General features: G+C 73.0%; 20 protein-coding genes and 1 tRNA gene. 12 read left to right on the forward strand and 9 right to left on the reverse strand.

The features are described from left to right. The 3 genes from AB0I11_RS00340 to AB0I11_RS00350 all read right to left on the reverse strand — a co-directional run bounded on the left by AB0I11_RS00340 (position 1) and on the right by AB0I11_RS00350 (position 2070). Complete coding sequence (locus AB0I11_RS00340; protein ID WP_357308264.1) at positions 1-807, reverse strand: WecB/TagA/CpsF family glycosyltransferase; 807 nt, start codon at positions 805-807, stop codon at positions 1-3. Continuing rightward, positions 804-1877 (reverse strand): NAD-dependent epimerase/dehydratase family protein, encoded by a 1074-nt coding sequence (locus AB0I11_RS00345; protein WP_357308267.1) that lies wholly within the window; start codon positions 1875-1877, stop codon positions 804-806. Before AB0I11_RS00345 ends, AB0I11_RS00340 begins: the two co-directional genes overlap by 4 nt. 107 nt (positions 1878-1984) lie before the next feature. Then, a tRNA-Leu gene (locus AB0I11_RS00350) sits at positions 1985-2070 on the reverse strand. Between the two features lie 209 nt (positions 2071-2279). On the opposite strand from AB0I11_RS00350, the gene AB0I11_RS00355 reads away from it, so the two are divergent. The 7 genes from AB0I11_RS00355 to pknB all read left to right on the forward strand — a co-directional run bounded on the left by AB0I11_RS00355 (position 2280) and on the right by pknB (position 11152). Then, positions 2280-3068, forward strand: coding sequence for a DUF3662 and FHA domain-containing protein (locus AB0I11_RS00355; protein WP_046563124.1), 789 nt, complete (start codon positions 2280-2282; stop codon positions 3066-3068). Positions 3069-3074: 6 nt separating this feature from the next. Beyond that, complete coding sequence (locus AB0I11_RS00360) at positions 3075-3560, forward strand: FHA domain-containing protein (protein ID WP_046563125.1); 486 nt, start codon at positions 3075-3077, stop codon at positions 3558-3560. Continuing rightward, positions 3557-4966 carry a protein phosphatase 2C domain-containing protein gene (locus AB0I11_RS00365; protein WP_357308270.1) on the forward strand — a complete coding sequence of 470 codons (1410 nt, stop codon included), beginning with the start codon at positions 3557-3559 and terminating at the stop codon, positions 4964-4966. Before AB0I11_RS00360 ends, AB0I11_RS00365 begins: the two co-directional genes overlap by 4 nt. A gap of 139 nt (positions 4967-5105) precedes the next feature. After that, a complete protein-coding gene (locus AB0I11_RS00370) occupies positions 5106-6482 on the forward strand; it encodes an FtsW/RodA/SpoVE family cell cycle protein (RefSeq protein WP_357309969.1) in 1377 nt (458 codons plus the stop codon). After that, positions 6479-7984 carry a penicillin-binding transpeptidase domain-containing protein gene (locus AB0I11_RS00375; RefSeq protein WP_357308274.1) on the forward strand — a complete coding sequence of 502 codons (1506 nt, stop codon included), beginning with the start codon at positions 6479-6481 and terminating at the stop codon, positions 7982-7984. The genes AB0I11_RS00370 and AB0I11_RS00375 overlap by 4 nt, the downstream gene beginning before the upstream one ends. Position 7985: 1 nt before the next feature. After that, on the forward strand, positions 7986-9341 hold the full coding sequence (locus AB0I11_RS00380) for a serine/threonine-protein kinase (RefSeq protein ID WP_357308277.1): 1356 nt from the start codon (positions 7986-7988) through the stop codon (positions 9339-9341). Continuing rightward, the gene (pknB, locus tag AB0I11_RS00385) at positions 9338-11152 is read left to right on the forward strand and encodes a Stk1 family PASTA domain-containing Ser/Thr kinase (protein WP_357308280.1); all 1815 of its coding nucleotides are present in this window, start codon (positions 9338-9340) and stop codon (positions 11150-11152) included. The genes AB0I11_RS00380 and pknB overlap by 4 nt, the downstream gene beginning before the upstream one ends. A 64-nt stretch (positions 11153-11216) precedes the next feature. On the opposite strand, the gene AB0I11_RS00390 is transcribed toward pknB, so the two are convergent. From AB0I11_RS00390 to AB0I11_RS00405, 4 genes are all read right to left on the reverse strand, one after another. Beyond that, a complete protein-coding gene (locus AB0I11_RS00390; RefSeq protein WP_357308283.1) occupies positions 11217-11867 on the reverse strand; it encodes an aminodeoxychorismate/anthranilate synthase component II in 651 nt (216 codons plus the stop codon). 4 nt (positions 11868-11871) lie between these two features. After that, positions 11872-12150: a hypothetical protein gene (locus AB0I11_RS00395; protein ID WP_357308286.1), complete on the reverse strand. Its 279-nt coding sequence runs from the start codon at positions 12148-12150 to the stop codon at positions 11872-11874. Between the two features lie 2 nt (positions 12151-12152). After that, positions 12153-13721, reverse strand: coding sequence for a class E sortase (locus tag AB0I11_RS00400; RefSeq protein WP_357308289.1), 1569 nt, complete (start codon positions 13719-13721; stop codon positions 12153-12155). A 1193-nt stretch (positions 13722-14914) separates the two neighbouring features. Next, a complete protein-coding gene (locus tag AB0I11_RS00405) occupies positions 14915-15715 on the reverse strand; it encodes a DUF881 domain-containing protein (RefSeq protein WP_357308292.1) in 801 nt (266 codons plus the stop codon). Between the two features lie 230 nt (positions 15716-15945). On the opposite strand from AB0I11_RS00405, the gene AB0I11_RS00410 reads away from it, so the two are divergent. Both AB0I11_RS00410 and AB0I11_RS00415 read left to right on the forward strand, forming a co-directional pair. Beyond that, positions 15946-16209 (forward strand): cell division protein CrgA, encoded by a 264-nt coding sequence (locus AB0I11_RS00410; protein WP_046565955.1) that lies wholly within the window; start codon positions 15946-15948, stop codon positions 16207-16209. Between the two features lie 411 nt (positions 16210-16620). After that, positions 16621-18819, forward strand: coding sequence for a (Fe-S)-binding protein (locus AB0I11_RS00415; RefSeq protein WP_357308295.1), 2199 nt, complete (start codon positions 16621-16623; stop codon positions 18817-18819). 66 nt (positions 18820-18885) lie between these two features. Here the strand turns inward: AB0I11_RS00415 and AB0I11_RS00420 are convergent, their stop codons facing one another. After that, positions 18886-19560, reverse strand: a complete 675-nt coding sequence (locus AB0I11_RS00420) for a GPP34 family phosphoprotein (protein ID WP_357308298.1) — start codon at positions 19558-19560, stop codon at positions 18886-18888. 82 nt (positions 19561-19642) lie between these two features. On the opposite strand from AB0I11_RS00420, the gene AB0I11_RS00425 reads away from it, so the two are divergent. The 3 genes from AB0I11_RS00425 (at position 19643) to AB0I11_RS00435 (ending at position 23129) form a co-directional block, all read left to right on the forward strand. Continuing rightward, positions 19643-20950, forward strand: coding sequence for a hemolysin family protein (locus tag AB0I11_RS00425; RefSeq protein WP_357309975.1), 1308 nt, complete (start codon positions 19643-19645; stop codon positions 20948-20950). Further along, positions 20943-21947, forward strand: coding sequence for a hemolysin family protein (locus AB0I11_RS00430; protein ID WP_357308301.1), 1005 nt, complete (start codon positions 20943-20945; stop codon positions 21945-21947). Before AB0I11_RS00425 ends, AB0I11_RS00430 begins: the two co-directional genes overlap by 8 nt. A 180-nt stretch (positions 21948-22127) precedes the next feature. Beyond that, a complete protein-coding gene (locus AB0I11_RS00435) occupies positions 22128-23129 on the forward strand; it encodes an NlpC/P60 family protein (protein WP_357308304.1) in 1002 nt (333 codons plus the stop codon). Positions 23130-23201: 72 nt separating this feature from the next. Here the strand turns inward: AB0I11_RS00435 and AB0I11_RS00440 are convergent, their stop codons facing one another. Further along, positions 23202-25229 (reverse strand): peptidoglycan recognition family protein, encoded by a 2028-nt coding sequence (locus tag AB0I11_RS00440; protein ID WP_357308307.1) that lies wholly within the window; start codon positions 25227-25229, stop codon positions 23202-23204. Positions 25230-25272: the final 43 nt, after the last annotated feature.

The following is a 25272-nucleotide window of genomic DNA, read 5'->3' on the forward strand; positions in this document are numbered from 1 at the left end:
TCAGACGTCGAAGGTGGCCGGTCGGTCGCTGGCCGGGGGCGGCGGGGTGGCCTTCCACAGGCCGGTCTTCTGCGCCGCCAGGCGGGCCAGGTAGGCCGGGTTGAGGATGACGTAGCGGCGCCAGAGCCGCTTCGGCTCCAGGCCGAGCCGCCAGAACCACTCCAGCCCGGCACGCTGCATCCACGGTGGCGGGTTGCGCAGCAGTCCGGCGTGGTAGTCGAAGGCCGCGCCGACCGCCATCAACGGCATGTCCAGCAGCGGCCGCATGGCGTACGTGAAGACCTCCTGGCGGGGGCAGCCCAGCCCGACCAGGACGAGCCGCGCCCCGCTGGCCTTGATCCGGTCGGCGATCTCGACGTCCTCGCCCGGCTGCACCGAGCGGAACTTGGACGCCTCGACGCCGGCGATCTTCAGCGCGGGGAACTTCCGCTCCAGGGCCGGGACCAGGCGGGACAGCGTCTCCTCGGTGGAGCCGTAGAGGTAGACCGGCAGCCCTTCCGCGGCGAAGCGGGACAGCACCCGCAGGGTGAGCTCGGGGCCGTAGACCCGGTCGGTGAGGCCGGCGCCGTGCAGCAGGTTCAGCGCCCAGCGGACCGGCTGACCGTCCGGGGTGACCACGTCGAAGGAGTTCAGCAGGGCGTTGTGCGCCGGGTCGAGCACCCCGGTCATCACGCCGTGCACGGCCAGCGCGGTGAGGGCCAGCGGGCGGCGGTCGTGCGCCGCCGCGACGACCGCCTCGGTCGCCCGGGCGTAGTCGGTGGCGTCGACGAGCACGCCGAGCACGTTCCGCTTGGTCCCGGTGGTCATGCCTTCGGCACCCACTTGTCGACGTTGGCCTCGTAGATCTCCCGGAGGATCATCGGCACGTCGTAGGTGATCTTCCAGCTCGGGTAGTGCTCCTCGAACCGGGCCATGCTGCTGACGTACCACTGGTGGTCGCCGGTGCGCGCCTGCTCGACGTAATTGATCTGCGCCTCGCGGCCGGCGATCTGCTCGGCGATCCGGAACGCCTCGATGTGCGAGGTGTTGGAGTGCCGGCCGCCGCCCAGGTTGTAGACCTGCGCCGAGCGCGGCTCGCGGAAGAACGCCTCGAAGGCGGTGAGCACGTCCCGGGAGTGGATCGCGTCCCGGACCATCTTCCCCTTGTAGCCGAAGAGGTTGTACGTCCGGCCCTCCATGACGCAGCGCATCAGGTACGCCAGGAAGCCGTGCAGCTCGGCGGCGGAGTGCGCCGGCCCGGTCAGCGTGCCGCCCCGGAAGCAGGCCGTCCGCATGTCGAAGTAGCGGCCGTACTCCTGGACCATCACGTCGGCGGCCACCTTCGACGCGCCGAAGACCGAGTGCAGCGACTCGTCGATCGACATGTCCTCCGGGATGCCCGCGAAGTACGGGTGGTCCTCGGGCAGCTCGTACCGGGTCTCCAGCTCGACCAGCGGCAGGCTGTTCGGGCGGTCGCCGTACACCTTGTTGGTCGAGCAGTGGATGAAGGGCGCCTCGATCGCGTGCCGGCGGGTGTTCTCCAGCACGTTGAGGGTGCCGCCCGCGTTCACGTCGAAGTCGGTGTACGGCTCCTTGGCGGCCCAGTCGTGGCTCGGCTGCGCGGCGCTGTGGATCACCACCGAGATGTCCGAGCTGTACTTCTTGAAGACCCGCTCCAGGCCGTCCCGGTCCCGGATGTCGACGGCCTCGTGGGTGTAGGAGGTCCCCAGGTCGGCGGCGAGCCGGTCCAGGCTCCAGGCCGTCGAGCCGTCCTCGCCGAAGAAGTACCGGCGCATGTCGTTGTCGATGCCGACCACGTGGAGCCCGAGGCCGGCGAAGTGCCGGGCCGCCTCGGATCCGATGAGACCGCCCGAGCCGGTCACCAACGCGACACTCACACGCCACTCCTGCTCGTAGGGGGCTGGAAAACGAACCGGAGCATAGCGTGACATCCGGCACGCCCCGAAACGGCGCGAGGGCCCCGCTGTCCGCGGAGCCCTCGTCGTGGTGGGGAAGGGGGGAGTTGAACCCCCACGCCCTTTCGGGCACACGGACCTGAACCGTGCGCGTCTGCCATTCCGCCACTTCCCCGTGGCCAGACCCGGAACACCATATCCCATCCCGCGCCCGCCTTCTGCGGCGGGTGCCCGGACATATTACGCTGTTCCCGGTCATCGCCACGAGCGATCACCGTTCGTGGCGGACGAAACTTTAGCACGACCCCGGGCCTGGTCACGAACGGGCCGCCGGCAGCCCGCCGAGCGGCATGTGAGCTGCGGAGGCGGTGTCCGGATACCATCATGGCCTCGGGACCCGAGGAGGAGCCGGTGAGCGTGCTGCAACGCTTCGAGAAGCGTCTGGAAGGCCTGGTCGAGGGGGCCTTCGCCAAGGTCTTCAAAGGGGTGGTCCACCCCGTGGAGATCCTCAACGCCATGCAGCGGGAGGCCGAGGCGCACAAGGCGATCCTGGCCGGCGGGCGCACGTTGGTGCCCAACCGCTACGTGATCGATCTCTCGCCGTACGACCACAGTCGGCTGGCGCCGTACGCCGCCGCGCTGGCCCAGGAGCTGGCCCAGTCGCAGGCGGAGTTCATCGGCGAGCAGGCGTGGACGGTCTACGGCGACGTGATCGTCGAGATCGAGCGCGGCGAGGGGCTGGACACCGGCATGTTCCGGGTCACCGCCGAGGTCTACACCGGTGGCGACGTCGCCCCGGTCTCCGCGCCGGGCGGCTACGACGCCGCCCCGGCCTACCCCGCGTACGACCAGGGCGGTGGCTACGGCCCGCCGCCCGGGCACGGCGGTGGCCGCAACGTGCGGCTGGTCTCCGGCGACGGGCGCACCTACCCGCTCCAGATGGGCTCGACCGTGATCGGTCGGGGCGACCAGGCCAACCTGCGCCTGCCCGACGTCGGGATCTCCCGGCGCCACGCCCGGCTGGACTTCGACGGCGGCCAGGTGGTGCTGACCGACCTCGGCTCCACCAACGGCACGATGGTCAACGGCCAGCGCGTCTCCGCTGTCGCGCTCAACCCCGGCGACATGATCCAGCTCGGCACGACCACCCTGACCTTCCGCGTGGACGGCTGACCCGCGTTGCCGGAACTCGTCATCACGGTCGCCCGGTTCGGGTTCCTCATCCTGCTGTGGATCTTCGTGTTCACGGTGGTCGGGGTGATCCGCCGGGACCTCTTCGCGGGGGCCCGGTCGGGCCGGCTGGTGGCCGCGCCGCGGGCGGTCGGGGCCAGCACGGGGCCGCCGGCGAAGCCGGCGAAGGTGAAGCGGGGCAGGGCCGCGCACCAGCTGGTGGTGACCGCCGGCCAACTGGCCGGTACCCGGATCACCCTGGGCGAGGCGCAGATCACCATCGGTCGCGCCGAGGACTCCACGTTGGTGATCACCGACGACTACGCCTCGGCGCGACACGCCCGGCTCGTACCGCGTGACGGGCAGTGGTTCGTGGAGGACCTCGGTTCGACTAACGGCACCTACCTGGATCGCGCTAAGGTCACCGGACCAACCCCCGTCCCCCTCGGCGTGCCGATCCGGATCGGCCGCACTTCCCTCGAATTACGGCCATGACTCTGACCCTGCGCTACGCGGCCCACAGCGACCGCGGTCTGATCCGAGACGGTAACCAGGATTCCGTCTACGCCGGGCCGCGGCTGCTCGCCGTCGCCGACGGCATGGGCGGTATGGCCGCCGGTGACGTCGCGAGCAACATCGTCATCGGTGCCATGGCGCCCCTCGACGAGGACGTCCCTGGGGACGCCCTCGTGGACGCGCTGCGTTCGGCCGTCGGCACCGCCAACCAGCAGCTCCGCGACACCGTGGACGCCAACCCGCAGCTGGAGGGGATGGGCACCACGCTCACCGCGACCCTCTTCTCCGGCAGCAAGCTCGGGATGGTCCACATCGGTGACTCGCGGGCCTACCTCCTGCGCAACGGTGAGTTCGCGCAGATCACCAAGGACGACACGTACGTCCAGATGCTCGTCGACGAGGGCCGGATCAGCGCCGAGGAGGCGAGCAGCCACCCCCAGCGCTCGCTGCTCACCCGCGCGCTGGACGGCCGCGACATCGACCCCGAGTACAGCGTCCGCCAGGTGCTGCCCGGTGACCGCTACCTGATCTGCTCGGACGGCCTCTCCGGCGTGGTCAGCGCGGACACCATCGCGGAGACCATGCGCGACTACCCCGACCCGCAGCAGTGCGTCGAGCGGCTGGTGCAGCTCGCCCTGCGCGGCGGCGGGCCGGACAACATCACCGTGATCGTCGCCGACGCCACCGACCAGGACATCGTCGAGGCGTCCCCGATCGTCGGCGGCGCCGCCGCTCGGGACCGCGGCATGGCCACCTCGGCCGACGTCTCCACCCCGGCCGCCCGGGCCTCGGCGCTCTCCGCCCCACGGCCCCCCGCGCCCGAGGAACCGGCGGACCCGCGCGACGAGGAAGCGGAGCGGCGCCGGCACCACCCGCTGCGGACGGCGGCCATGCTGCTGGCCCTGGTGGTCATCCTCGGCGGCGGCCTCTTCGCCGGGTGGAGCTACACCCAGCGGCAGTACTACGTCGGCGCCACCGAGGAGGGCCAGCTCGCCGTCTTCCGCGGCGTGCCGGGCCAGATCGCCGGCCTGGACCTCTCCAACGTGCACGCGACCAGCGAGGCCCGGCTGGACGACCTCACCCTGGCCGCCCAGGAGCAGGTCAAGCAGGGCATCCAGGCCAAGAGCGAGCCGGACGCCGAGCGCCGGCTGGCCGAGCTGACCAGCGAAGACCCGGCCAACCCCAACCTGAAGCCGCTCTGCCCGCCCAGCCCGACGGCCCCGACGACCAGTCCCAACCCGGTCGTCACCGCCTCGCCGACCGCCCCGGCCGTCGGCGCCAGCGGCAGCGCCCTGCCCACGCCGTCGCCGACCGCCACGCCCGACGCCGTCCCCTCCGACACGGTGCCGCCGGTCGACCCGGCTGGTTGCCGGTCGCCGGAGTGAGCGCCGGCTCGACCCCGAGGACGTCTTCGTGACCGCAGCCGCCGTACCGGCAGCCTCGCCCGCCACGACGGGTGCGGCTGCCGGCGCGCGCCTGGCCCGGTCCCGGCGCAACGCCGAGCTGTCCCTGCTCCTGCTTGCCATGGTGCTGGTGGCGGCGTACGGGGCGACGGTCGAGGCGAACGTGCTGGACACCGTCACCCCGGATTTCTGGATCCCGGCGGCCGTGCTGGGGCTGGTCTTCCTCGGCCTGCACCTGGTGATCCGCTGGCTGGCGCCGTTCGCCGACCCGGCGCTGCTGCCGGCGGTGGCCCTGCTCAACGGGCTCGGCGTCGGCTTCCTGCGCCGCTACGACCTGGCCAAGGCCGCCCCGACCGATCGGGAGAGCCTGGCCGTCTTCGCCGGCAGCGGCGGGCGGCAGCTGGCCTGGACGCTCGGCGCGGTGGTGCTCGCCGCCGGGCTGCTGGCGATCATGCGCGACCACCGGTCGCTGTCCCGCTACGCGTACACCCTGGGCCTGGCCGGCATCGTGCTGGTGATGATCCCGGCGGTGCTGCCGGGCCGGTTCTCCGAGGTCAACGGGGCGAAGCTCTGGATCCGGTTCGGCGGCTTCCAGATCCAGCCCGGTGAGTTCGCCAAGCTCGCCCTGCTCACCTTCTTCGCGTACTACCTGGTGCGTAAACGGGAGGTGCTGTCGCTGGCCAGCCGGCGGGTGCTCGGCATCGACTTCCCGCGCGGCCGCGACCTCGGCCCGGTCCTCGTGGTCTGGCTGATCAGCATCCTGGTCCTGGTCTTCGAGAAGGACCTGGGCACCTCGCTGCTCTACTTCGGCATGTTCGTGGTGACCCTGTACATCGCCACCGAACGGGTCAGCTGGCTGCTCATCGGCCTGATCCTCTTCTTCGGCGGCGCCTACCTGGCCTACGTACTGGGCAGCACCGTCGGCGGGCCGTTCGCGAACTTCTACGACCGGGCGCAAATCTGGCTCGACCCGTTCGCCGAGCCCTACGACCGGGGCTACCAACTGGTCCAGGGTCTGCTCACGCTCGGCAGCGGCGGCCTCTTCGGGGCCGGCCCGGGTGGCGGTCAGCCGACCCTGCTGCCGGAGGTGCGGACCGACTTCATCTTCGCCGGCATCGGTGAGGAGATCGGCCTGTTCGGTCTCTCCGCGCTGCTCGTGGTCTACCTGCTGATCGTGGAGCGCGGGCTGCGCGCCGCGCTGGCGGTGCGGGACTCGTTCGGCAAGCTGCTCGCCGGTGGCCTCGCCTTCACCCTGGGCCTGCAGGTGTTCGTCATCGTCGGCGGGATCAGCAAGCTCATCCCGCTGACCGGTCAGACCACCCCGTTCCTCTCCGCCGGCGGCTCCTCGTTGATGGCCAACTGGCTGCTCATCGCGGCGCTGCTCCGGGTCTCCGACGGCGCCCGCCGCCCGGTGACCGGGGGCGGCCCGGCTGCCCGGCCCGCAGGGACCCCGCCGGAACAGCTGCACGGCGCCCCGACGGAGGTGATCCGGCCGTGAACGCACCGCTGCGCCGCGTCGGCGTGGTCGTGATGATCCTCTTCGGGCTGCTCTTCGCCAACCTGAACTGGATCCAGGCCTACAAGGCGGACGAGTACCGCAACAGCGACTACAACGGCCGGGTCCAGGTCGCCGAGTACGAGCGCAAGCGCGGCAACATCGAGGTCGGTGGCACCGCGTACGCGATCAGCAAGGAGACCGGCGGCAAGCTGCGGTTCCTGCGCACCTATCCCAAGGGCGAGGTGTACGCGCACGTGCTCGGCTACAAGCCGGTCAACCTCGGGGAGACCGGCATCGAGCGGACCGAGAACGAGTTCCTCGCCGGCACCAGCGACCAGCTCATCGCCAACCGGGTGAAGGACATGTTCACCGGCGAGGAGACCGGCGGCGGCAACGTGCTGCTGACCCTCTCCAAGCGGGCCCAGGAGACGGCGTACAGCCAGCTCACCAACAACCAGGTGGGCGCGACCAGGGGCGCGGCGATCGCGATCGACCCGCGTACCGGCGCCGTGCAGGCGCTGGTCTCCATGCCGAGCTTCGACCCGAACCCGCTGGCCAGCCACGACACCACGGCGGCCGCGGCGGCGTACAACAGGCTGGACAAGGACCCCAACCGGCCGCTGGCCAACCGGGCCCTGGCCGAGACGCTGCCGCCGGGATCGACCTTCAAGATCGTGGTCGCCGCGGCCGCCCTGGAGAACGGCGTCGGGCAGCAGACGTCCATCCCGGCCGGGTCGAGCTACACCGCGCCCGGCGCCGGCAAGCCGATCAAGAACGCCGCGCCGTCGATCTGCCCGGAGTCGCAGGTGACCCTGCGGGAGGCCGTGACCGAGTCCTGCAACACCGGCTTCGCGCAGCTCGGCGTGCGGCTCGGCGCGGACACGATCAAGGAGAAGGCCCGGCAGTTCGGCTTCGAGCAGGAGGACCTCACCGTAGGCCAGCTCGGCGAGGGCGGCCTGCCGGTGGCGGCCAGCCGCACCGGCGACATGCAGAACCCGAACGGCAGCACCGACCAGGCGGCGCTCGCCCAGTCGTCGATCGGCCAGAACAACGTCCGGATGACCCCGTTGCAGGGCGCGCTGATCGCGGCCTCGGTCGCCAACGGGGGCAGCCAGATGCGGCCCTACCTGGTCCGCCAGCTGCTCGCGCCGGACCGCACCACCAGCTACTACACCGCCAAGCCGCGCGAGCTGCGCCGCCCGGTCAGCGGCCAGGTCGCCGGCGACCTGCGGGACATGATGCTGAACGTGGTCAAGGAGGGCACCGGCCGGAAGGCCGCCATCGACGGCTACACCGTCGGCGGCAAGACCGGCACCGCCCAGTCCGGCCCGGACACCCCCGACCACGGCTGGTTCATCGGCTTCGCGCTGGACCGCAACGGCACGCCGGTCTCGGCGGTCTGCGTCGAGCTGGAGCGGGCCGGCTCCGGCGGCAGCGCCGAGGCGGCCCGGATCGGCGGCCGGATCATGGCGGCGGCCATCGCCGACGCCGGGGGCCGCTGACATGCTCAGCCCGGGGGTGCAGCTCGGCAACCGCTACCGTCTCGACGAGCGGATCGCCAGCGGCGGCATGGGCGACGTGTGGCGCGGCACCGACCAGGTGCTGGGCCGGACGGTCGCGGTGAAGAGCCTGCTCCCCGCGCTGCTCGACGAGCCGGGCTTCGCCGAGCGGTTCCGCGGCGAGGCGCGCACCATGGCCACCATCAACCACCCGGGCGTGGTCGACGTCTACGACTTCGGCAGCGACCAGCAGATCGCCTTCCTGGTCATGGAGTACGTGGAGGGGGACGCGCTCTCCGCGACGCTCAGCCGGGTCGGCCGGCTCACCCCGGCCCGCACGATGGCCCTGCTGGCGCAGGCCGCCGACGCGCTGCACGCCGCCCACGAGAAGGGGATCGTGCACCGCGACGTGAAGCCGGGCAACCTGCTGGTCCGGCCGAACGGCACGCTGGTGCTCACCGACTTCGGCATCGCCCGCTCCGACCTGGTGGGCCAGCTCACCGCCGCCGGCTCGGTGCTCGGCACCGCCTCGTACATCTCGCCTGAGCAGGCCACCGGCGCGGTGGCCACGCCGGCCTCCGACGTGTACGCGCTCGGCGTGGTCGCCTACCAGTGCCTCGCCGGCCGGCGCCCGTTCGAGGGGGACAACCCGCTCGAGATCGCCATGAAGCACGTACGGGAGGCGCCCCGGCCGTTGCCCGCCGACATCCCGCCCCAGGTCCGGGTGATCGTCGAGCGGGCCCTGGCGAAGGATCCGGCGGCCCGCTGGCCGAGCGCCGCCGCGCTGGCCAGCGTCGCCCGGCAGACCAAGATGGCGCTGTCCCAGCAGACGCGGGGCGGGCGGCCGATCTCCGGCGTACCCGCGTCGCCGGCCGCGCCCACGGCCCGCGCCCAGGTGCCGGCCGCGCCCCGGCCGCAGCAGCAGCCCCGCCCGCCGGTGGCCGCCCGGCCGCCGGTCGCGGCGCGACCGACCGTGGTGTCGCCGGCCGGGCCGCCCCGGCCGCCGGTGGCGCCGCGCGGCGCGGCGGCCGTGCCGCAGCCGCGGCAGCAGCCCAACCCGCTGGCGTACGCGCGACCGCCGGCCCCGCCCCCGGCGGCCCGCCGGTCGTACGCGAGGCGGTGGGTGGTCGCCATTGTGGTGGCCGTACTGGTCCTGCTCTGCTCCGGCGTGATCTCGTACAACTACCGGAAGCACGCGCTCGCCGGCGATCCGACCGCGCTGGCTCCGGTGAGCGTGGCCTCCGGCGCGGTACGGTCCCACGGAGCCGACGATCTGGTCGGGACGTCGTACCGTCGTGAGGTACGGCTCCAGCCGGCTGGCGGCGAGACGACGACGAGCGAAGGACGAGAGACGCGATGACAGCGCAGGCCCGCCTGCTCGGTGGCAGGTACCAGGTCGGCGAGCTGCTCGGCTACGGCGGCATGGCGGAGGTGCACCGTGGTCGCGATCTCCGGCTCGGTCGGGATGTCGCGATCAAGATGCTCCGGGCGGATCTGGCCCGGGACGCCACCTTCCAGATGCGGTTCCGCCGCGAGGCGCAGAACGCCGCTTCGCTGAACCACCCGGCCATCGTCGCGGTGTACGACACCGGCGAGGAGACCGCCCCGACCGGCGAGACACTGCCGTTCATCGTGATGGAGTTCGTCAACGGACGGACCCTCAAGGAGGTGCTGGGCGTCGAGGGCCGGCTCCAGCCGCGCCGGGCGCTGGAGATCTGCGCCGACATGTGCGCGGCACTGGAGTTCAGCCACCGGCACGGCATCATCCACCGGGACATCAAGCCGGGCAACGTGATGCTCACCCAGACCGGCCAGGTCAAGGTGATGGACTTCGGCATCGCCCGGGCCCTGGCCAGCGGCGCCACCACCATGACGCAGACCAGCGCCGTCATCGGCACCGCGCAGTACCTCTCCCCGGAGCAGGCGCGCGGCGAGGCGGTCGACGCCCGGTCGGACGTGTACGCGGCCGGCTGCGTGCTCTTCGAGCTGCTCTGCGGGCACCCGCCGTTCGTCGGCGACAGCCCGGTCAGCGTCGCCTACCAGCACGTGCGGGAGCAGCCGCCGACGCCGAGCACCATCAACCCGGACGTCAACCCGGCGGTGGACGCCATCGTCCTCAAGGCGCTCTCCAAGAACCCGCTCAACCGCTACCAGAGCGCCGGGGAGATGCGCGCGGACCTGCTGCGCGCCGCCGCGGGCCGGCCGGTGCTGGCCACTCCGGTGATGCCGGCCGAGGAGACCATGCCGATGGCGCCGGCCGGGGCCGGCGGTTACCAGCAGACCCAGGTGCTCGGCCCGCAGACCCGCCAGCAGATGCCGGCCCGGGTCGGTGACCCGCGCAAGCGGAAGAGCTCCTCCTGGGTGATCGCCACGTTCGCCGCCCTCGGTGTGCTCGCGGTGATCGCCCTGGCTACCGCGCTCTGGCTGAACCAGAAGGGCGCGAGCGAGGTCCGGGTGCCCACGATCGAGGGCAAGTCCCGCGCTGTGGCCGAGCAGGAGGTGCGGGCCGCCGGGCTGATTCCGGTGATCGGTGACCCGGTGCTGAACAAGACCTGCCAGAAGGACACCGTGGCGGGGCAGGACCCGCCGGCCAACACCACCCTGGAAAAGGGCCGCAACGTCACCCTCAACATCTGCAACGGCCCGAAGATGGTCCAGGTCCCGAACGTGGTGGGCAACCCGTTCGAGAACGCCAAGGCCCAGCTGGAGAGCGACGGCTTCAACGTCGACAAGGTGGACGTCGACGATGCGCGGGAAAGGGGCACGGTGGTGGCGACCGACCCCAAGGCGGGCGCCAACGTCGAGGACGGTGCCACGGTGAAGGTGTCGGTCTCCCGCGGGAACATCAAGGAGGTACCGGAGGTCGTGGGCCTCCCGGAGGCACAGGCTCGCCAGGAGCTGGTGAAGGCCGGGTACCGGGTGAAGACGCGGAAGGGCGACGAGGCGGCCACGCCGGACGGTGTCGGCAAGGTCAGCTCGCAGGACCCCGAGCCCGGCGCCAAGCTGGAGAAGGGCAAGACGGTCACCATCGACGTCGACTTCGCCCCGCCGGAGCCGAGCATCACGCCGAGCGGGCCCACCCCGGACCCGAGCACCACGCCCACCACCCCGGGTGGCGGCGGCGGGTTCCCCTTCCCCACCCAGCCACCGACCCGGCTCGAAGGCGAGTGACACAGCGAGGCCCCGACCACCGGTCGGGGCCTCGGCCGTTCCGGCCGCGGCCGCCCGCCGCCGCTCAGGCGGTGGCGAAGGCGGCCCGGCGCCGGGCGTCCACCTCGGCGGCCAGCTCGGGGGCGCGTTCCCGCGCCGCCGGGTAGCCGCAGACCGCCAGCCAGTTCGCCAGCATCAGGTGCCCGCCCTCGGTCAGCACCGACTCGGGATGGAACTGCACGCCCTCGACCGGCAGGGTGCGGTGCCGCATCGCCATCACCACGCCGGAGCCGGTCCAGCCGGTCACCTCCAGCTCGTCCGGCAGCGTCTCGGGTAGGACCGCCAGCGAGTGGTACCGGGTGGCGGTGAAGGGGTCGGGCAGCCCGGCGAGCACCCCGGTGCCGTGATGGCTCACCTCGGAGGTCTTGCCGTGCAGCAGCTCCGGCGCCCGGGTGACGGTCGCCCCGAACGCCTCGCCGATGGCCTGGTGGCCGAGGCAGACGCCGAAGAGCGGCAGCTTGCCGGCGTACTCCCGGATGACGTCGAGGCAGATCCCGGCGCGGTCCGGGCTGCCCGGCCCGGGCGAGAGCAGTACGCCGGCCGCGCCGACCCGGCCGACCTCGGCCACGTCGATCTCGTCGTTGCGCCGGACCTCGCACTCCACCCCGAGCTGGCCGAGGTACTGCACGAGGTTGAAGACGAACGAGTCGTAGTTGTCGATCACCAGGACGCGCATCGGGTCACCTGTCCGGAGTGGGTGGGGCGTTGTTCGTTTCGGTGCTGTACGGCAGCTCCTCCGCGGTCGGGCTCCCGCTGGGGTCGGTGAGTCCGCCGCCGGAGTCGTCGTCCGGCACGCCCGAGTCCTGGGTCACCTGGACGTCGTCGAAGGGAAGCAGCGGCTCGGCCCACGGGAAGACCACGAACCAGAGCAGGGCGACCGTCGCCGCGGCGATCAGCACCGAGCCGACCAGCTTCCCGGCCAGCCCGAACGGCAGCTTGCGCCAGATCCACCCGTACATCGTCAGCCTTCCAGCTCCGGCGGCCGGCCCACCGACTTGGCCTGCACATGGTCCAGCCGGGCGTGGATGATCAACCGCTGGTAGTTGTCGAACTTGGGGTTGCAGGTGGTCAGGGTGAGCAGCTTCTCGGTCGGTTTGGCGGTCGGCTCGCCGGGCACCGGCGCCACCACCTCGACCTGGTCCGGCTTCACGATCCGCTGCTGGTAGACCTTGTAGATGAACCACTCGCCCTGCGACTCGACCACGATGTCGTCGCCGGGGTCCAGCTCGTCCAGCCGCCAGAAGGTGGCCCGGATCCGGTGCCCCGCCACGGCGAAGTTGCCCACCTCGCCCGGCATCGCGCTCTTCGGGTAGTGGCCCGGGGCGTACCGGATGTCGTTCGGGCTGACCCCCTGGACCACCACCCAGTGCTTGTCGAGCTTGGGGATGTAGAGCCCGGCGACCGGCTTGCCCTCGGCCGGGGGCTTGGCCTTCGGCGTCGGGCCGGTCGGCGCGACCGTCGGATCGCCGCTGCCGCCCCACTCCTGGGCGAGCTGGGTGTTCAGGTCGTTCTGGTGGGCGTCGACGATCACCGTCTTGCCCCAGATCTCGTACCCGGCGAAGAGCAGCACCACCAGGCCCAGGGTGATCAGCGCCTCGCCGGTGACCCGGACCCCGGTGCGGATCCGGGAGCCGAGGGTGGGCCGGGTCAGCTCGGAGTAGACGCTCTTGTAGCCCTCACCGGTCTGCTCGGGACGCAGCCGCACCACCCGTTCGCCCCGCCGGGGGGCGGGTGGCTCGGCCGGGCTGTCGACCGGGTCGTCGCCGGTGCCGCCCTCGGGCAGCGGCGGGACGGCGCCCATCAGGGCGGTCGAGTCGAGGGCGGGGGGCCGCGGCGGGCGCCCGCCGACCGCCGGCAGCAGGGCGGTCGCCGCCGGGTCCGCGGCCGGAGCAGCCGCGCCGGGTCGCCCGGCGCCACCGCTCCCCGGCCGCGCCGATCCGCTCGCCTCCGCCGTCCCGGACCCTCCCGCCCGGGGTACGCGGGCGGCCGGCTCCCCGGCGAGGGGCACTCCGGCGGGCCGCTGCCCGGCGGGCTGATCGGCCACGCGGGCCGCCGCCTCGCCGGCACCGACCGGGTCGTCGGGGCGGCCGGTCAGCCGGGGCAGGAACGCCGTGGGCGCGTCCCCGGGGGCGGCGGGCCGTACCGGGGGCGCCGGAGCGGCCGGTGCCGGCGGTTCGGCGCGTCCCGGGTCCGGCTGACCGGGGGTGCCGGCCAACTGCCGGGCGGGCACGCTTCCGCCGGGTCCGACCACCGGTCCGGGGCCGGCCGGTCCGGCCGTGGACATGGTCCGGCCGGGTCCGGCCAGTGGCCCGGGTCCGGCCGGTCCTGCTGTGGGCGTGGTGCCGCCGGCTCCGGCGACCGGTCCGGTGCCGGCCGGCGCGGTCGTGGGCATGGTGCCGCCGGCTCGGGCCACCGGTCCGGGGCCGGCCGGCCCGGTCGCGCCGGGGCCGCTGCCGGCCAGTGCCGCGCCGAGCCCGGCCGTCCGGGACGCCAGGTCCTCCGGCCCGGGAATGCTCGGCCCCACGGGCACCGGGCCGCTGGTGCCGGCGCTGGTCGCGCCCGGGCCGCTGGTGCTGGCCCCGGGCTGGCCGCCGGTGCCGACCCGGCCGGCCGCCGGGCCGCTCGGGGCGGTGCCGGCCAGGCCCGGGCCGCCGGGGACCGGATCCGGTACCGGACGGGCGCCGACGCCGGGTCCGGCCGCTGTGGGGCCGCTGACGCGGGTTCCGGCATCAGTGGGGCCGCTGCTCGCTGCTGCGGGCCGGCGGGGGGCGGCGGCGGGTCCCGGCCCGGCGGCGGCGCCAGCCCCCGGTACGGCGGTGTGGGGTGCGGTTACGGCGGCGTCAGCCCTCGGCGCCGAGATGCCGGGTCCGGTTACGGCGGGGCCGGGTCCAGCGGGGCTGGGACCGGCGGGGCCAGGTCCGGCGGGACCGGCACCGGCAGCGGTGCCGGACCCCGGGACGGCAGCTCCGGGACCGGCGGGCGCGGGACCGGGACCGGCAGTGGTGCCGGACCCCGGGACGGCGGCTCTGGGATCGGCGGGTGCGGGTGCGGGTGCGGCGGTGCCGGTGCCCGGCCAGCGTGGCGGTGGCTCCGCCGGGAGGCGGCGTGGTTGTTCGGCGGGACGTCCGCCCGGCCATTCCTGGCCCGGTGCCCGGCCGTCCCCCGCGGGCCGGTGCCGGTCGGGTTCGGCCGGCGGCGGGATCCGGTGTGGCGGCTCGGCGGCGACCGGTGCCACCGCCGGCGAGCGTCCGGGCGGACCGGCCGGCTGGCGTACCTGCTGGTCGCTGGGGGGTGGGTGCGCTCCGGCGGATGCCGGGGGGTGCGGCTCGGCGCCGGTGGGTCGGTGCGGTGCCCCGGGCGCCGGCGGGCGCGGGCCGGGGGTGGCGGGGGCGGCCGGGTACCGGCCGTCGCGCGGTCCGGCCGGCTCCGGCCAGGGCAGGTTGAGCGCGGGCCGGGGCGGGGTCGCCAGCTGCGGGCGGTCGACCCGGGGCGGGCCCGCCGGCTCGGGGCGCTCGCTTCGGGGCGGGCCCGCCGGCTCGGGGCGCTCGCTTCGGGGCGGAGTCGCCGGGTCCGGGCGCTCGCTTCGGGGCGGGCCTGCCGGCTCGGGGCGCCCGCTTCGGGGCGGAGTCGCCGGCTGCGGGCGGTCGACCCGGGGGATGAACGCGGTCGGGTCGTCGCTGCGGTCGCGGTGGCGGCCGTCGCGTTCCCGGGCGTCCTCCGAGGTCACCGGGGGACCGTCGCCGAACGGAGGGCGGTGGAGTCCTCAAACGCCGGCACGGTGACCGTGGAGGCGGACTCGGAGTAACCCAGCTGGTAGTGGTCGACCACGTCCATGAACCACTGCACTCCCTCAGAGGCGGCGAGCGCCCGCCGGAGGGCAGCGGGATCGCCGATTGCCACGATCTTGAACGGAGGGGAGTACACCCGACCATGCAGCAGCAGGGTGTTACCGACGCAGCGTACCGCGCTGGTGCTGAGCACGCGGACGTTCATGATTGACATTGCCTCGGCGCCGCCGGACCAGAGCGCGTTGACGATCGCCTGCACGTCGCCCTGGTGAATCACCAGGTCGTCGTTGCTGGCCCCCTTGGGCAGCACCTGGGGATGCGGTGCGTCGTTCAGCTCGATGGTCAGGCCCGGCCCGGTCAGCGCGGTGAACCCGGCGGCCTGCCGGCTGGCGGCGGCCCGGTCCCGTTGGGCCTTGATCGGGCCGTCGGTGTCGGCCAGCGTGGCGGTCTGGTCCTCGACCTCGGCGCGCAGCCGGGCGGCCTTCTCCTCGCTCTCGGCCACCTGCTCGCGCCGGTCCTCGATCAACTGGGTGAGCTGCGGCCGGCGATCCTCCCGCAGCGAGGTGCCGCCCGCGGTGGTCGCGGTGGTGGTGAAGAGCAGGCCCGCCGCGGCGGCGATCACGGGAACGCCGATCGACCACCCCGGGCGGCGCTGCCGCGGCCGCCGGGGCAGCAGGCCGGCGACCGCCCGCCGGAGGACCTTCTGCCAGGAGGCTGCGCCGGACGTGTACTCCACCGGGCGTTCCCTTTCCCGTCGTTTCTTCCGACCCGCGACGACGCGGACCGGCCTGTTCGACCCGAAAAGTCCCCCTCTTTTCGGTCACTCCGTGCACCGGCCTGACCCCATTCGTGGCCTGGAGAGCCCGTCCGGACTACGCTAGCTGTCGAACATTATTGGCCATGGACCGTCGCCCCCGCGCCCGGTTGTCAGGCCGGACGAGGTCGTACCCCCCTCTGGAGAGCGTCGTGCCCAAGTCTCAGGTCCGCAAGAAGAAGGTGTACACCCCGCCGACGGACGTGCGTCCGACGGCGACGGCGGCGACGCGCAAGCCTAGCCCGATCTGGCTGCCGATCACCGCCGTCGCGCTGATCGTCGCGGGCATCGGCTGGCTGGTCGTGTACTACCTCTCCGAGCAGGCGTACCCCGTCGCGACCTGGGGTTACTGGAACCTCGCGGTCGGCTTCGGCGCCATGGTCGCCTCGCTGGTGCTGCTCTCCCGCTGGCGCTGACCCGGCCGATCCGGCCCGGCTCCCCGGCTCGGCGGTCACCGCCCGGCGTGCGCTGACGGCGCGCGACGGCCGGAGGCCGCACCGGGGGTCGGCCGCTGCCCTTCGCCGCGCCGGCCGCTCCCCGTGGACCGGTTCGGCGGCGTCCGGGGGCCCGGCGTACGTCACGCCGGGCCGCCCCTGACCGGCGCGGCCCGCCCGCTGCCCCTAAGGTGTCGACAGGGCGGCGTGGCCGGTGCGAGATGACTCACGTTACTGCTGGGTAACCTTGCGCGTAGGCTGCACTGCATGACCGAGCGGAGCGAGGTCATCGGCCGGTCGGGCCAGGGCGGTAGCGGCGGGACGCCGGACGCGCCGTGAACCGTCCCGGTCGCCGAGCCGCTCGACCAGGCAGCAGACCGGGAGGCCAACTCGATGGGCAGCGTCCAGATCGTCACCACGATCCTCGCGGCCGCCATCACCGCCGTGGCGGTGTGGCTCGCGGTGCGCGCGGTCATGAAGATGACCGCCGTCATCCGGCTCGGGCAGCCCGCGCCGGAACGCTTCGGCGACAAGGGCGCGCGTACGAAGAAGATGCTGGTGGAGACCGCCGGCCACACCCGCATGCTGAAGTGGAGCGTGGTCGGGGCCGCCCACTGGTTCGTGATGGTCGGCTTCATCGTGCTGTCGCTGCTGGTGCTCGAGGCGTACTTCGAGGTGGTCACCCCGGGCGGCGGTCTGCCGATCATCGGCCACTGGACGATCTTCGGGCTGGCCACCGAGTGGATCGGCATCCTGGGCCTGGCCGGCATCCTGGTGCTGATGGCGATCCGGCTGCGCAACCGGCCGACCCGCCCCGGCGGCCGCTCCCGGTTCACCGGCTCGACCATGTGGCAGGGCTACTTCGTCGAGTGGGTCGTCCTGCTGGTGCTGATCTTCGGCTTCATCATCCGCGGCTTCAAGGTCGCCACCGACCACTTCGAGTACCCGGTCTGGGCCACCCCGCTCAGCCACGCGGTCGGCGCGGCGCTCCCGGCCTGGACGGCCGGGGTCAGCGTGGCCGCCGTCATCAAGATCGCCATCTCGATGACCTGGCTCATCGTGATCTCGCTGAACGTCACCATGGGTGTCGCCTGGCACCGCTTCCTGGCGTTCCCCAACATCTTCTTCAAGCGCGACCCGGAGAAGCCGGCCGGCTCCGGCCTGGGCCCGCTGCGCCCGATGACGAGCGGGGGCAAGCCGCTCGACTTCGAGGAGGCCGACCCGGAGAAGGACCAGTTCGGCGTCGCCCAGGTCGAGCAGTTCAGCTGGAAGGGCCTGCTGGACTTCAGCACCTGCACCGAGTGCGGCCGCTGCCAGTCGCAGTGCCCGGCCTGGAACACCGGCAAGCCGCTGTCGCCGAAGCTGCTCGTGCTGAGCCTGCGCGACCACGCGTACGCCAAGGCGCCCTACCTGCTGGCCGGCGGAGGCAAGGACCTGACCGGCGAGGAGAAGGCGACGCAGGAGCAACTCGCCGGGGTCGACGTGCTGGCCATGGCCGAGGCCGACCGGCCGCTGATCGGCACCGCCGAGGAGGGCGGCGTCATCGACCCGGACGTGCTCTGGTCCTGCACCACCTGCGGCGCCTGCGTCGAGCAGTGCCCGGTGGACATCGAGCACGTCGACCACATCGTCGACATGCGCCGCTACCAGGTGCTGATCGAGTCGAGCTTCCCGTCCGAGGCCGGCGTCATGCTCCGCAACCTGGAGAACAAGGGCAACCCGTGGGGCGCCCCGCAGAACACCCGCGAGGACTGGACCAAGGGCCTCGGCTTCGAGGTGCCGCGGGTCGGCGAGGTCGACGACTTCGAGTACCTGTTCTGGGTCGGCTGCGCCGGCGCGTTCGAGGACCGGGCCAAGAAGACCACCCGCGCGGTGGCCACGCTGCTCAACGAGGCCGGCGTCTCCTTCGCCATCCTCGGCGAGGGCGAGACCTGCTCCGGTGACCCGGCGCGCCGGATCGGCAACGAGTTCGTCTTCCAGATGCTGGCCCAGCAGAACGTCGAGACGCTGAACGAGGCGTTCGACGGCCGGGAGAAGAGCAAGCGCAAGATCGTCGCTACCTGCCCGCACTGCTTCAACACCCTGGGCAACGAGTACGGCCAGCTCGGCGGCGAGTTCGAGGTGGTGCACCACACCCAGCTGCTGGCCCACCTGGTCAGCGCCGGCAAGCTCACCCCGGTGCAGCCGGTGGCCGGCGGCGTGACCTACCACGACCCGTGCTACCTGGGCCGGCACAACCGGATCTTCGCCGCCCCGCGTGAGGTGCTCGGCGACTCCATCCAGGGCGAGCTGACCGAGATGCCGCGCAACAGCGAGCGCTCCTTCTGCTGCGGCGCCGGCGGTGCCCGGATGTGGATGGAGGAGAAGATCGGCAAGCGGATCAACGTGGACCGGGTCGAGGAGGCCATGTCCACCGGGGCGAAGACGATCGCGGTCGGCTGCCCGTTCTGCTCGACGATGCTGAACGACGGCGTGAACGGCAAGGGCGCGGGCGAGCAGGTCGAGGTGATCGACGTGGCGAGCGTGCTGCTGCGCTCGGTCAAGCCGGAGGCCCCGGCCGGTGAGCCGGAGGTCGCGCCGGCCGCGAGCTGAGGCGTACCCCGGCAGGAGCCGGACCACGACGGCGGCGGCACCCGTGCGGTGCCGCCGCCGTCGCGTTCAGCTGACCGCGGTGGTGATGATGGCGGCGGTCCCGGCCGTGGTGGCCACCACCAGCGCGGCCTGCGTCTCCTCGATGGCCTTCTTGGCGGCGGCCGACGCCCAGTCGCCCGCCGCGATCTCGTCGATCCGCGCCTTGACCCGTTCCTTCGGCAGCTCGCGGAAGATCTTGCGGTCCAGGCCGACCGCGCGGGTCAGCGTCAGCAGCGCGGCGGTCCGGGCGTCGACCGGGCCGTCGCCGGTGAGCGCCGCCGCCATCCGCTCCCGGGCCGCCGTCTCCACCGCCGGCTCCGCGCCGGTCGGCGAGGGATAGCGGGTACGCGGGAAGACCAGCAGCACCCGGTCGGACTGCCGGCGCAGCACCCCGGCGTCCACCAGCCCGTCGAGCACCCGGTCCAGCAGGCCCTTGGCGAGCCTGCCGATCCAGTCCTGCGGCTTACGGGCCCGCCCGGACCCGACCGCCGCCAGCGCCTCGTCCAGCAGCGGTACGCCGGTCGGGGCGGGATCGGTCACCACGACCCGCTTGTCCGCCACCTCCACGCGGCCGGCGAGCGCCAGCTCCAGCAGCACCGCACCGGCGAGGCCGTAGTCGAGGTGCGGACGGCCGAGCCGGTTGACGCCGTTGTCGTCGTACGCGAGCAGGACCAGTTCATCGGTGAGCAGCAGACCGTCCATGAACACCACGCTACGGGGGACGCACCATCGGCGCTCCCGTGCCACAATCACGCCCATCAACGGCCCGCTGGTAACCACGCTGCTGCCGCTGGTCGGCTTCGTCCTGCTGACCGCCGGCAACGCGTTCTTCGTGGCAGCCGAATTCGCCCTGGTCACCGTCGACCGGGCGGAGATCGACCGGCGGGTCGGCGAGGGCGACGCCCGGGCCGCCACGGTCCGCCAAGCGCTGCGCGAGCTCTCCTTCCAGCTCTCCGGCGCGCAGCTCGGCATCACCATCACGGCGCTGCTCACCGGCTACCTGGCCGAGCCGGCGCTGGCCCGGCTCTTCGCCCCGCTGCTGGGCACCTCCGGCGGGGCGGAGCGGTTCCGCGGGCTGCTGGCCCTGGCGCTGGCCACCCTGATCTCGATGCTCTTCGGCGAGCTGGTGCCGAAGAACCTGGCGCTGGCCCGGCCGATGCCCACGGCGCTCTCCACGGCCGGCCCGATGCGTACCTTCTCCCGCGCCTGCGGCTGGCTGATCCGGCTGCTGAACAACTCGGCGAACCGGCTGGTCCGCCGGCTCGGCGTGGAGCCGCAGGAGGAGCTGGCCAGCGCCCGGTCCCCGGAGGAGCTGGGGCTGTTGGCCGCCATTTCGGCGCGGGCCGGTGCGCTGCCGCCGGACACCGCCATGCTGCTGCGGCGCACCATCCGCTTCGGCGACAAGCGGGCCGCCGAGGCGATGACCCCCCGGGTGGACGTGATCGCGCTGCGGGCCACCGCCACCGTGGCCGAGCTGCTGGAGGAGTCCCGGCAGACCGGCCGGACCCGGTTCCCGGTCTACGAGGAGACGCTGGACCTGGTCACCGGGGTCGCCGGGGTGCCGGACGCGCTCGGTGTGCCGCTGGATCGGCGGGCCGCCACCTCGGTCGCCGCGGTGGCCCGGGAGCCGGTGTACGTGCCGGAGAGCCTGGACCTGGACGGGGTGCTGGCCGCGCTCAAGGACGCCGGCGCGGACCTGGCCATCGTGGTGGACGAGTACGGCGGCACGGACGGCGTGGTGACGGTGGAGGACCTGGTCGAGGAGCTGGTCGGCGAGATCGCCGACGAGTTCGACCCGGACGCGGTGGACGACCTGGGGCCGGGCGAGCTGACCGTGCCCGGCGGCGAGCGGACCGTGCTGGTGGACGGGGTGCTCCGCTCGGACGAGCTGGTCGAGCAGACCGGCTTCCGGCTGCCCGAGGGGCCGTACGCGACGCTCGCCGGGTTCCTGCTGGCCCGGCTGGGACACATTCCGGTGCCGGGCGAGACGGTCGAGGAGAGCGGCTACGAGTTCACCGTGGTCGAGGTCGACCGGCACCGGATCGAGCAGGTCCGGGTGGTCCGCCCCGAGGAGCCCGACGACGGTGCGTGACCTGCTGATCGCCGTCCTGCTGCTGCTCGGCAACGCCTTCTTCGTCGGCAGCGAGTTCGCCCTGATCGCGTCCCGCCGTACGGTGATCGAACCGCTCGCGGCGGGGTCGAAGCGGGCGCGCTGGGCGCTCGCCGCGATGAACCAGATCCCGCTGATGATCGCCGGCGCGCAGCTCGGCATCACGGTCTGCTCGCTCGGTCTCGGCGCGATCGCCGAGCCGGCCCTGGCCCACCTGGTGGAGACGCCGTTCGAGGCGCTCGGCCTGCCCGCCTCGGCGGTGCACCCGGTGGCGTTCGTGCTCGCCCTCGGCCTGGTGGTCTTCCTGCACACCGTGGTCGGCGAGATGGTGCCGAAGAACATCACCCTGGCCGGCCCGGAGCCGTCGGCGCTCTGGCTCGGGCCGGCCATGCTCGCTTTCTGCCTGGCCACCAAGCCGCTGCTGCTGGCGATGAAGTGGTCGGCCCGGCAGGTGCTGTGGCTGTGGCGGGTCGAGGCGACCGACGCGGTGAAGACCGTGTTCACCGCGGAGGAGCTGGCCGGCCTGGTGTCCCAGGCGCGGACCGAGGGGCTGCTGGACGCCGAGGAGCACGCCCGGATCACCGGGGCACTGGCCCTGCACAGCCGGACCGCGGCCGACGCGCTGCAACCCTGGTCGACGGTGACCACGGTGGCCGAGGACGTCTCACCGGCCTCGCTGGAGGTGCTGGCGACGCGTACCGGCCGGTCCCGGTTCCCGGTGGTGCAGCGGGCGACCCGCCGGGTGCTCGGCTTCGTGCACGTCAAGGACGTGCTCGGGTACGCGGGGGCGAGCCGCCGGGCGCCCGTGCCGGCCGAGGTCTACCGGCCGCTGGCGGTGGTGCCGCCGGACCGTACGCTCGCGGATCTGCTGCTCTCCATGCGCCGGGAGCGCCGGCACATGGTGCTGGTGAGCGACGGCCGCCGGCCCCTGGGGGTCGTGACGCTCGACGATGTATTGACGGCGATCGTTGGCAAGTGAACGAATACCCTTGGTGTGCAAGCGGTTGCGCAGACGTGATTGAACGAAGCTCCGCCTTGATTCCACCCCGGCACGTTCCCTATCGTGGGGCACCGACCGCTGTGGGTCGTCTGCCCCCGACCTTCCCTCTCACGGGGCGCCCGGCGGTCGGTTGCAAAGGAGTCCGTGCCGGTGGCAACCATGCCCCCTTATCGTCACGCCCCGAGCCAGCCAACCGGCCGACCGGTCGGCACCCGCCGGGTCGTACGCCGTCTCCTCACCCTGGTCGCCGCGGTCGCGGTCGGCGCCGGGCTGCTGGCGGCTCCGGCGCACGCGGCGCCCTCGGTGGACGAGATCGACGCGCAGATCGACAAGCAGTGGGAGAAGCTCGAACCCACCATCGAGCAGTTCAACAAGGTCCGGTCCCAGCTCAAGGCCAACCAGAAGAAGTCGGCCGACCTGCAGAAGAAGATGGTGCCGCTGGAGCTGGAGTCGGCGCTGGCGATGAACAAGGTCGGCGACATCGCCTCGCGCTACTACATGCAGGGCCCGTCGCAGGAGATGGGCGCGCTGCTGGTGAGCACCAAGCCCGGTACCCTCGCCGAGCAACTGGTCATCCTCGACCGGCTCGCCCAGGAGCAGCACCGCCAGATCGCCGGCGTGCTCGCCGTGCGCGACAAGTACAACGCGCAGAAGCAGAAGCTGGATCAGCTGATCGCCACCGAGAAGAAGCAGCAGGCCGACCTGTCCGCGAAGCGGAAGCAGATCGACGCCGAGATCAAGCGGCTGACGAAGATGCTGCCGGTGACCTCGATCCGGCCGGCGGGCTGCCCGAAGATCGACGGGGTGGTCAGCAGCGCCGCGCGTACCGCGATCAAGACCGCCTGCGCCCAGGTCGGTGACCCGTACGTCTGGGGTGCCACCGGCCCGAACTCGTTCGACTGCTCCGGTCTCACCCAGTACGCGTACAAGGCGGCGGGCATCTCGCTCACCCACTTCACCGGCGCGCAGTGGAACGAGGGCCGCCACGTGTCCCGCTCCGACGCCAGGCCCGGTGACCTCGTCTTCTTCGGCAGCGACCTGCACCACGTCGGGCTCTATCTCGGCAACGGGGTGATGGTGCACGCCCCACGGACGGGCAAACCGGTCCAGGTGTCGAGCATCAGCACGATGCCGATCGCCGGCTTCGTCCGGGTGTACTGACCCGAGTTCTTCCGGCCACGCGAAGGCCCCCGGTCCAGGCGGACCGGGGGCCTTCGTTCGTATCGGCGGGAGTTACATCGGCGCGCCGACCGCGCCCGGCAGGATCAGCACGTCGTCGAGGTTGACGAACATGATCCGGTGGCCGAACTGGACCTGCACGTACTTGTTCTCGCCCCGGACGACCGTCCAGTCACCCGGCGCGGAGCCGTCGAAGGTGACGGCCCGGTAGTACTCGCCCGGCAGCACGCCACCGACCGCGTACCGCTGGCCCGCCGCGAAGGTGTACTGCAGCGGCGCGATGGTCTGGTACGGCACGCCGGCCGGGTACGCCGCCTGCTCCGGGTAGGCCCGCCCGTAGACCGGGATGGTGGCCTTGCCCGGCTTCGGGGCCACCACGAAGCCGTTCGCCCACTTGGCGGTCGGTGCGGAGGCCGGGTTCCAGAACCAGGCCTTCTGGCCGAGGTACCAGATCGCCGTCCAGTCGCCCTGGATGCCGGCGAGGGCGTACGTCTGACCGGCGGACGCGCGGGCGCCGTGGTCGGAGATGTACATGGTGTCCGGGGTGCCGTTCGGGCGCAGCCCGAGGTCGTTCACCAGCGGCGCGTCCGGGCTGGGCGCGGTGCGCAGGATGACCGAGGACGAGCCGCGCAGCGGGCAGGGCACGGCCGGCGGGGTCGGCTTCGGCACCCCGGGCGGCTGCTGGTTGCAACCGGTGAACGCCGGCTGGTTGGTGGCGTAGTCCGGGTCGATGGTGACCAGGCCGGTGTGCGGCGTGCCGGTGCCCCGGAACGGCGCCTTCATCAGGTCGAAGTAGTGCGACCAGTCCCAGTACGGACCCGGGTCCCAGTGCATCCCGGCGACGTTGCCGGGCAGGATGCCGGGCACGTTGTCGTGCCCGATGATGTGCTGCCGGTCCAGCGGGATCTGGAAGCGCAGGGCCAGGTGGCGGACCAGCTTGGCCGAGGCCCGGTACATCGCCTCGGTGTACCAGGTGCCGTGACCGGCGAAGCCCTCGTGCTCGATGCCGATGGACTTGGCGTTGACGTACCAGTTGCCGGCGTGCCAGCCGACGTTCTTGGCCTTGATGTGCTGGGCCACGTAGCCGTCCACCGAGCGCAGCGTGTAGTGCCAGCCGAGGTAGGTCGGGTCCTGCACCAGCTTCACGCTCGGGCCGAAGTAGCCCTCGGTGTCGTGGATGACGATGTATTCGATCTTCTGCTGGGCCGGCCGGTTGGCGAGGTCGTAGTTGCCGTAGTCGCCGGCGCCCGGGCCGTACTGCTCGTAGGGGGCTGGGATCCACTCGCAGGCGAGCCGGACCGGGCACTCCAGCCCGTCCGGCCGCTCGGCGCGGCGCAGCCCCAGCTTGTGCAGGCTGGACTCGTCGGGTGTCAGCGCGGTGGCGGCGAGGGTCACCCGCTGGCCGTCGTCGGTGGTCCGGCTGGCGCCCTGGCCGAGTTGGTCGTAGACCTCGTCGGCGAAGGCCGCCGCGGCGTCCTCGGTGTCCGCGCCGGAGTAGCGGGCCACCGCGCCGTACCAGGCCGCCGGGTCGCTGCCGGCGCCGACCGGCCCACCAAGTGCCTTCTGGTACGAGGCCAGCAGCGCCGCCCCGCCCCGGATGTTGGCGGCGGCGTCGGTGCGCAGCGTCTCCTCGGCGAGGCCGGTGAGCGCCGCGGCGGTGTCGAGCGTCTGCAGGGATGCCCGGGGCAGCACGTCGCCGGTGGGCGCGGCGGCGGTGGCCGGGTCGAGGGTGAGCGGGCGGGAGTCGTCGCCGCGCGGGTCCTCGTTCTCGTCCACGTGCGCGCTGGACGGGGTGGAGGCGACCTGCTCGGCGTCGGTCAGGTGCATCGGCCCGTAGCCGCCGCTGGTGCTGGGCTGGCCCGGGTGGGTGTCCCAGCGGGACTCCAGATATGAGACGCCGAGCAGGACGCTCTGCGGCACGCCGTACGTGTCGGCCGCGGCGGCGTACTGCTGCTGCCGGTCGCTGGTGTCGGTGTCGGCCGGCGCGGCGGAGACCGGGCCGGTGGTGGCGAGGGCGGTGGCTGCCGCGACGGCCGCGGCCAGCAGTATCCGTCTGCCCGACGGTGGGGGTGAGAGGTGCATCGAACCTCCAGACAGGGATGGGGGTCACTGCGTCCTCACCCTC

Source organism: Micromonospora sp. NPDC050495, from assembly GCF_040655175.1.
In the GTDB taxonomy this organism is placed as follows: Bacteria; Actinomycetota; Actinomycetes; order Mycobacteriales; family Micromonosporaceae; genus Micromonospora.

Bases quoted from the DNA above. Each gene is read 5' to 3' on its own strand.
- AB0I11_RS00435 (WP_357308304.1), top strand. From the start codon at position 22,128: ATGCCCCCTTATCGTCACGCCCCGAGCCAGCCAACCGGCCGACCGGTC.
- AB0I11_RS00420 (WP_357308298.1), bottom strand. From the start codon at position 19,560: ATGGACGGTCTGCTGCTCACCGATGAACTGGTCCTGCTCGCGTACGAC.
- pknB (WP_357308280.1), top strand. From the start codon at position 9,338: ATGACAGCGCAGGCCCGCCTGCTCGGTGGCAGGTACCAGGTCGGCGAG.
- AB0I11_RS00370 (WP_357309969.1), top strand. From the start codon at position 5,106: ATGGTGCTGGTGGCGGCGTACGGGGCGACGGTCGAGGCGAACGTGCTG.
- AB0I11_RS00390 (WP_357308283.1), bottom strand. From the start codon at position 11,867: ATGCGCGTCCTGGTGATCGACAACTACGACTCGTTCGTCTTCAACCTC.
- AB0I11_RS00340 (WP_357308264.1), bottom strand. From the start codon at position 807: ATGACCACCGGGACCAAGCGGAACGTGCTCGGCGTGCTCGTCGACGCC.
- AB0I11_RS00415 (WP_357308295.1), top strand. From the start codon at position 16,621: ATGGGCAGCGTCCAGATCGTCACCACGATCCTCGCGGCCGCCATCACC.
- AB0I11_RS00380 (WP_357308277.1), top strand. From the start codon at position 7,986: ATGCTCAGCCCGGGGGTGCAGCTCGGCAACCGCTACCGTCTCGACGAG.
- AB0I11_RS00440 (WP_357308307.1), bottom strand. From the start codon at position 25,229: ATGCACCTCTCACCCCCACCGTCGGGCAGACGGATACTGCTGGCCGCG.
- AB0I11_RS00365 (WP_357308270.1), top strand. From the start codon at position 3,557: ATGACTCTGACCCTGCGCTACGCGGCCCACAGCGACCGCGGTCTGATC.
- AB0I11_RS00355 (WP_046563124.1), top strand. From the start codon at position 2,280: ATGGCCTCGGGACCCGAGGAGGAGCCGGTGAGCGTGCTGCAACGCTTC.
- AB0I11_RS00395 (WP_357308286.1), bottom strand. From the start codon at position 12,150: ATGTACGGGTGGATCTGGCGCAAGCTGCCGTTCGGGCTGGCCGGGAAG.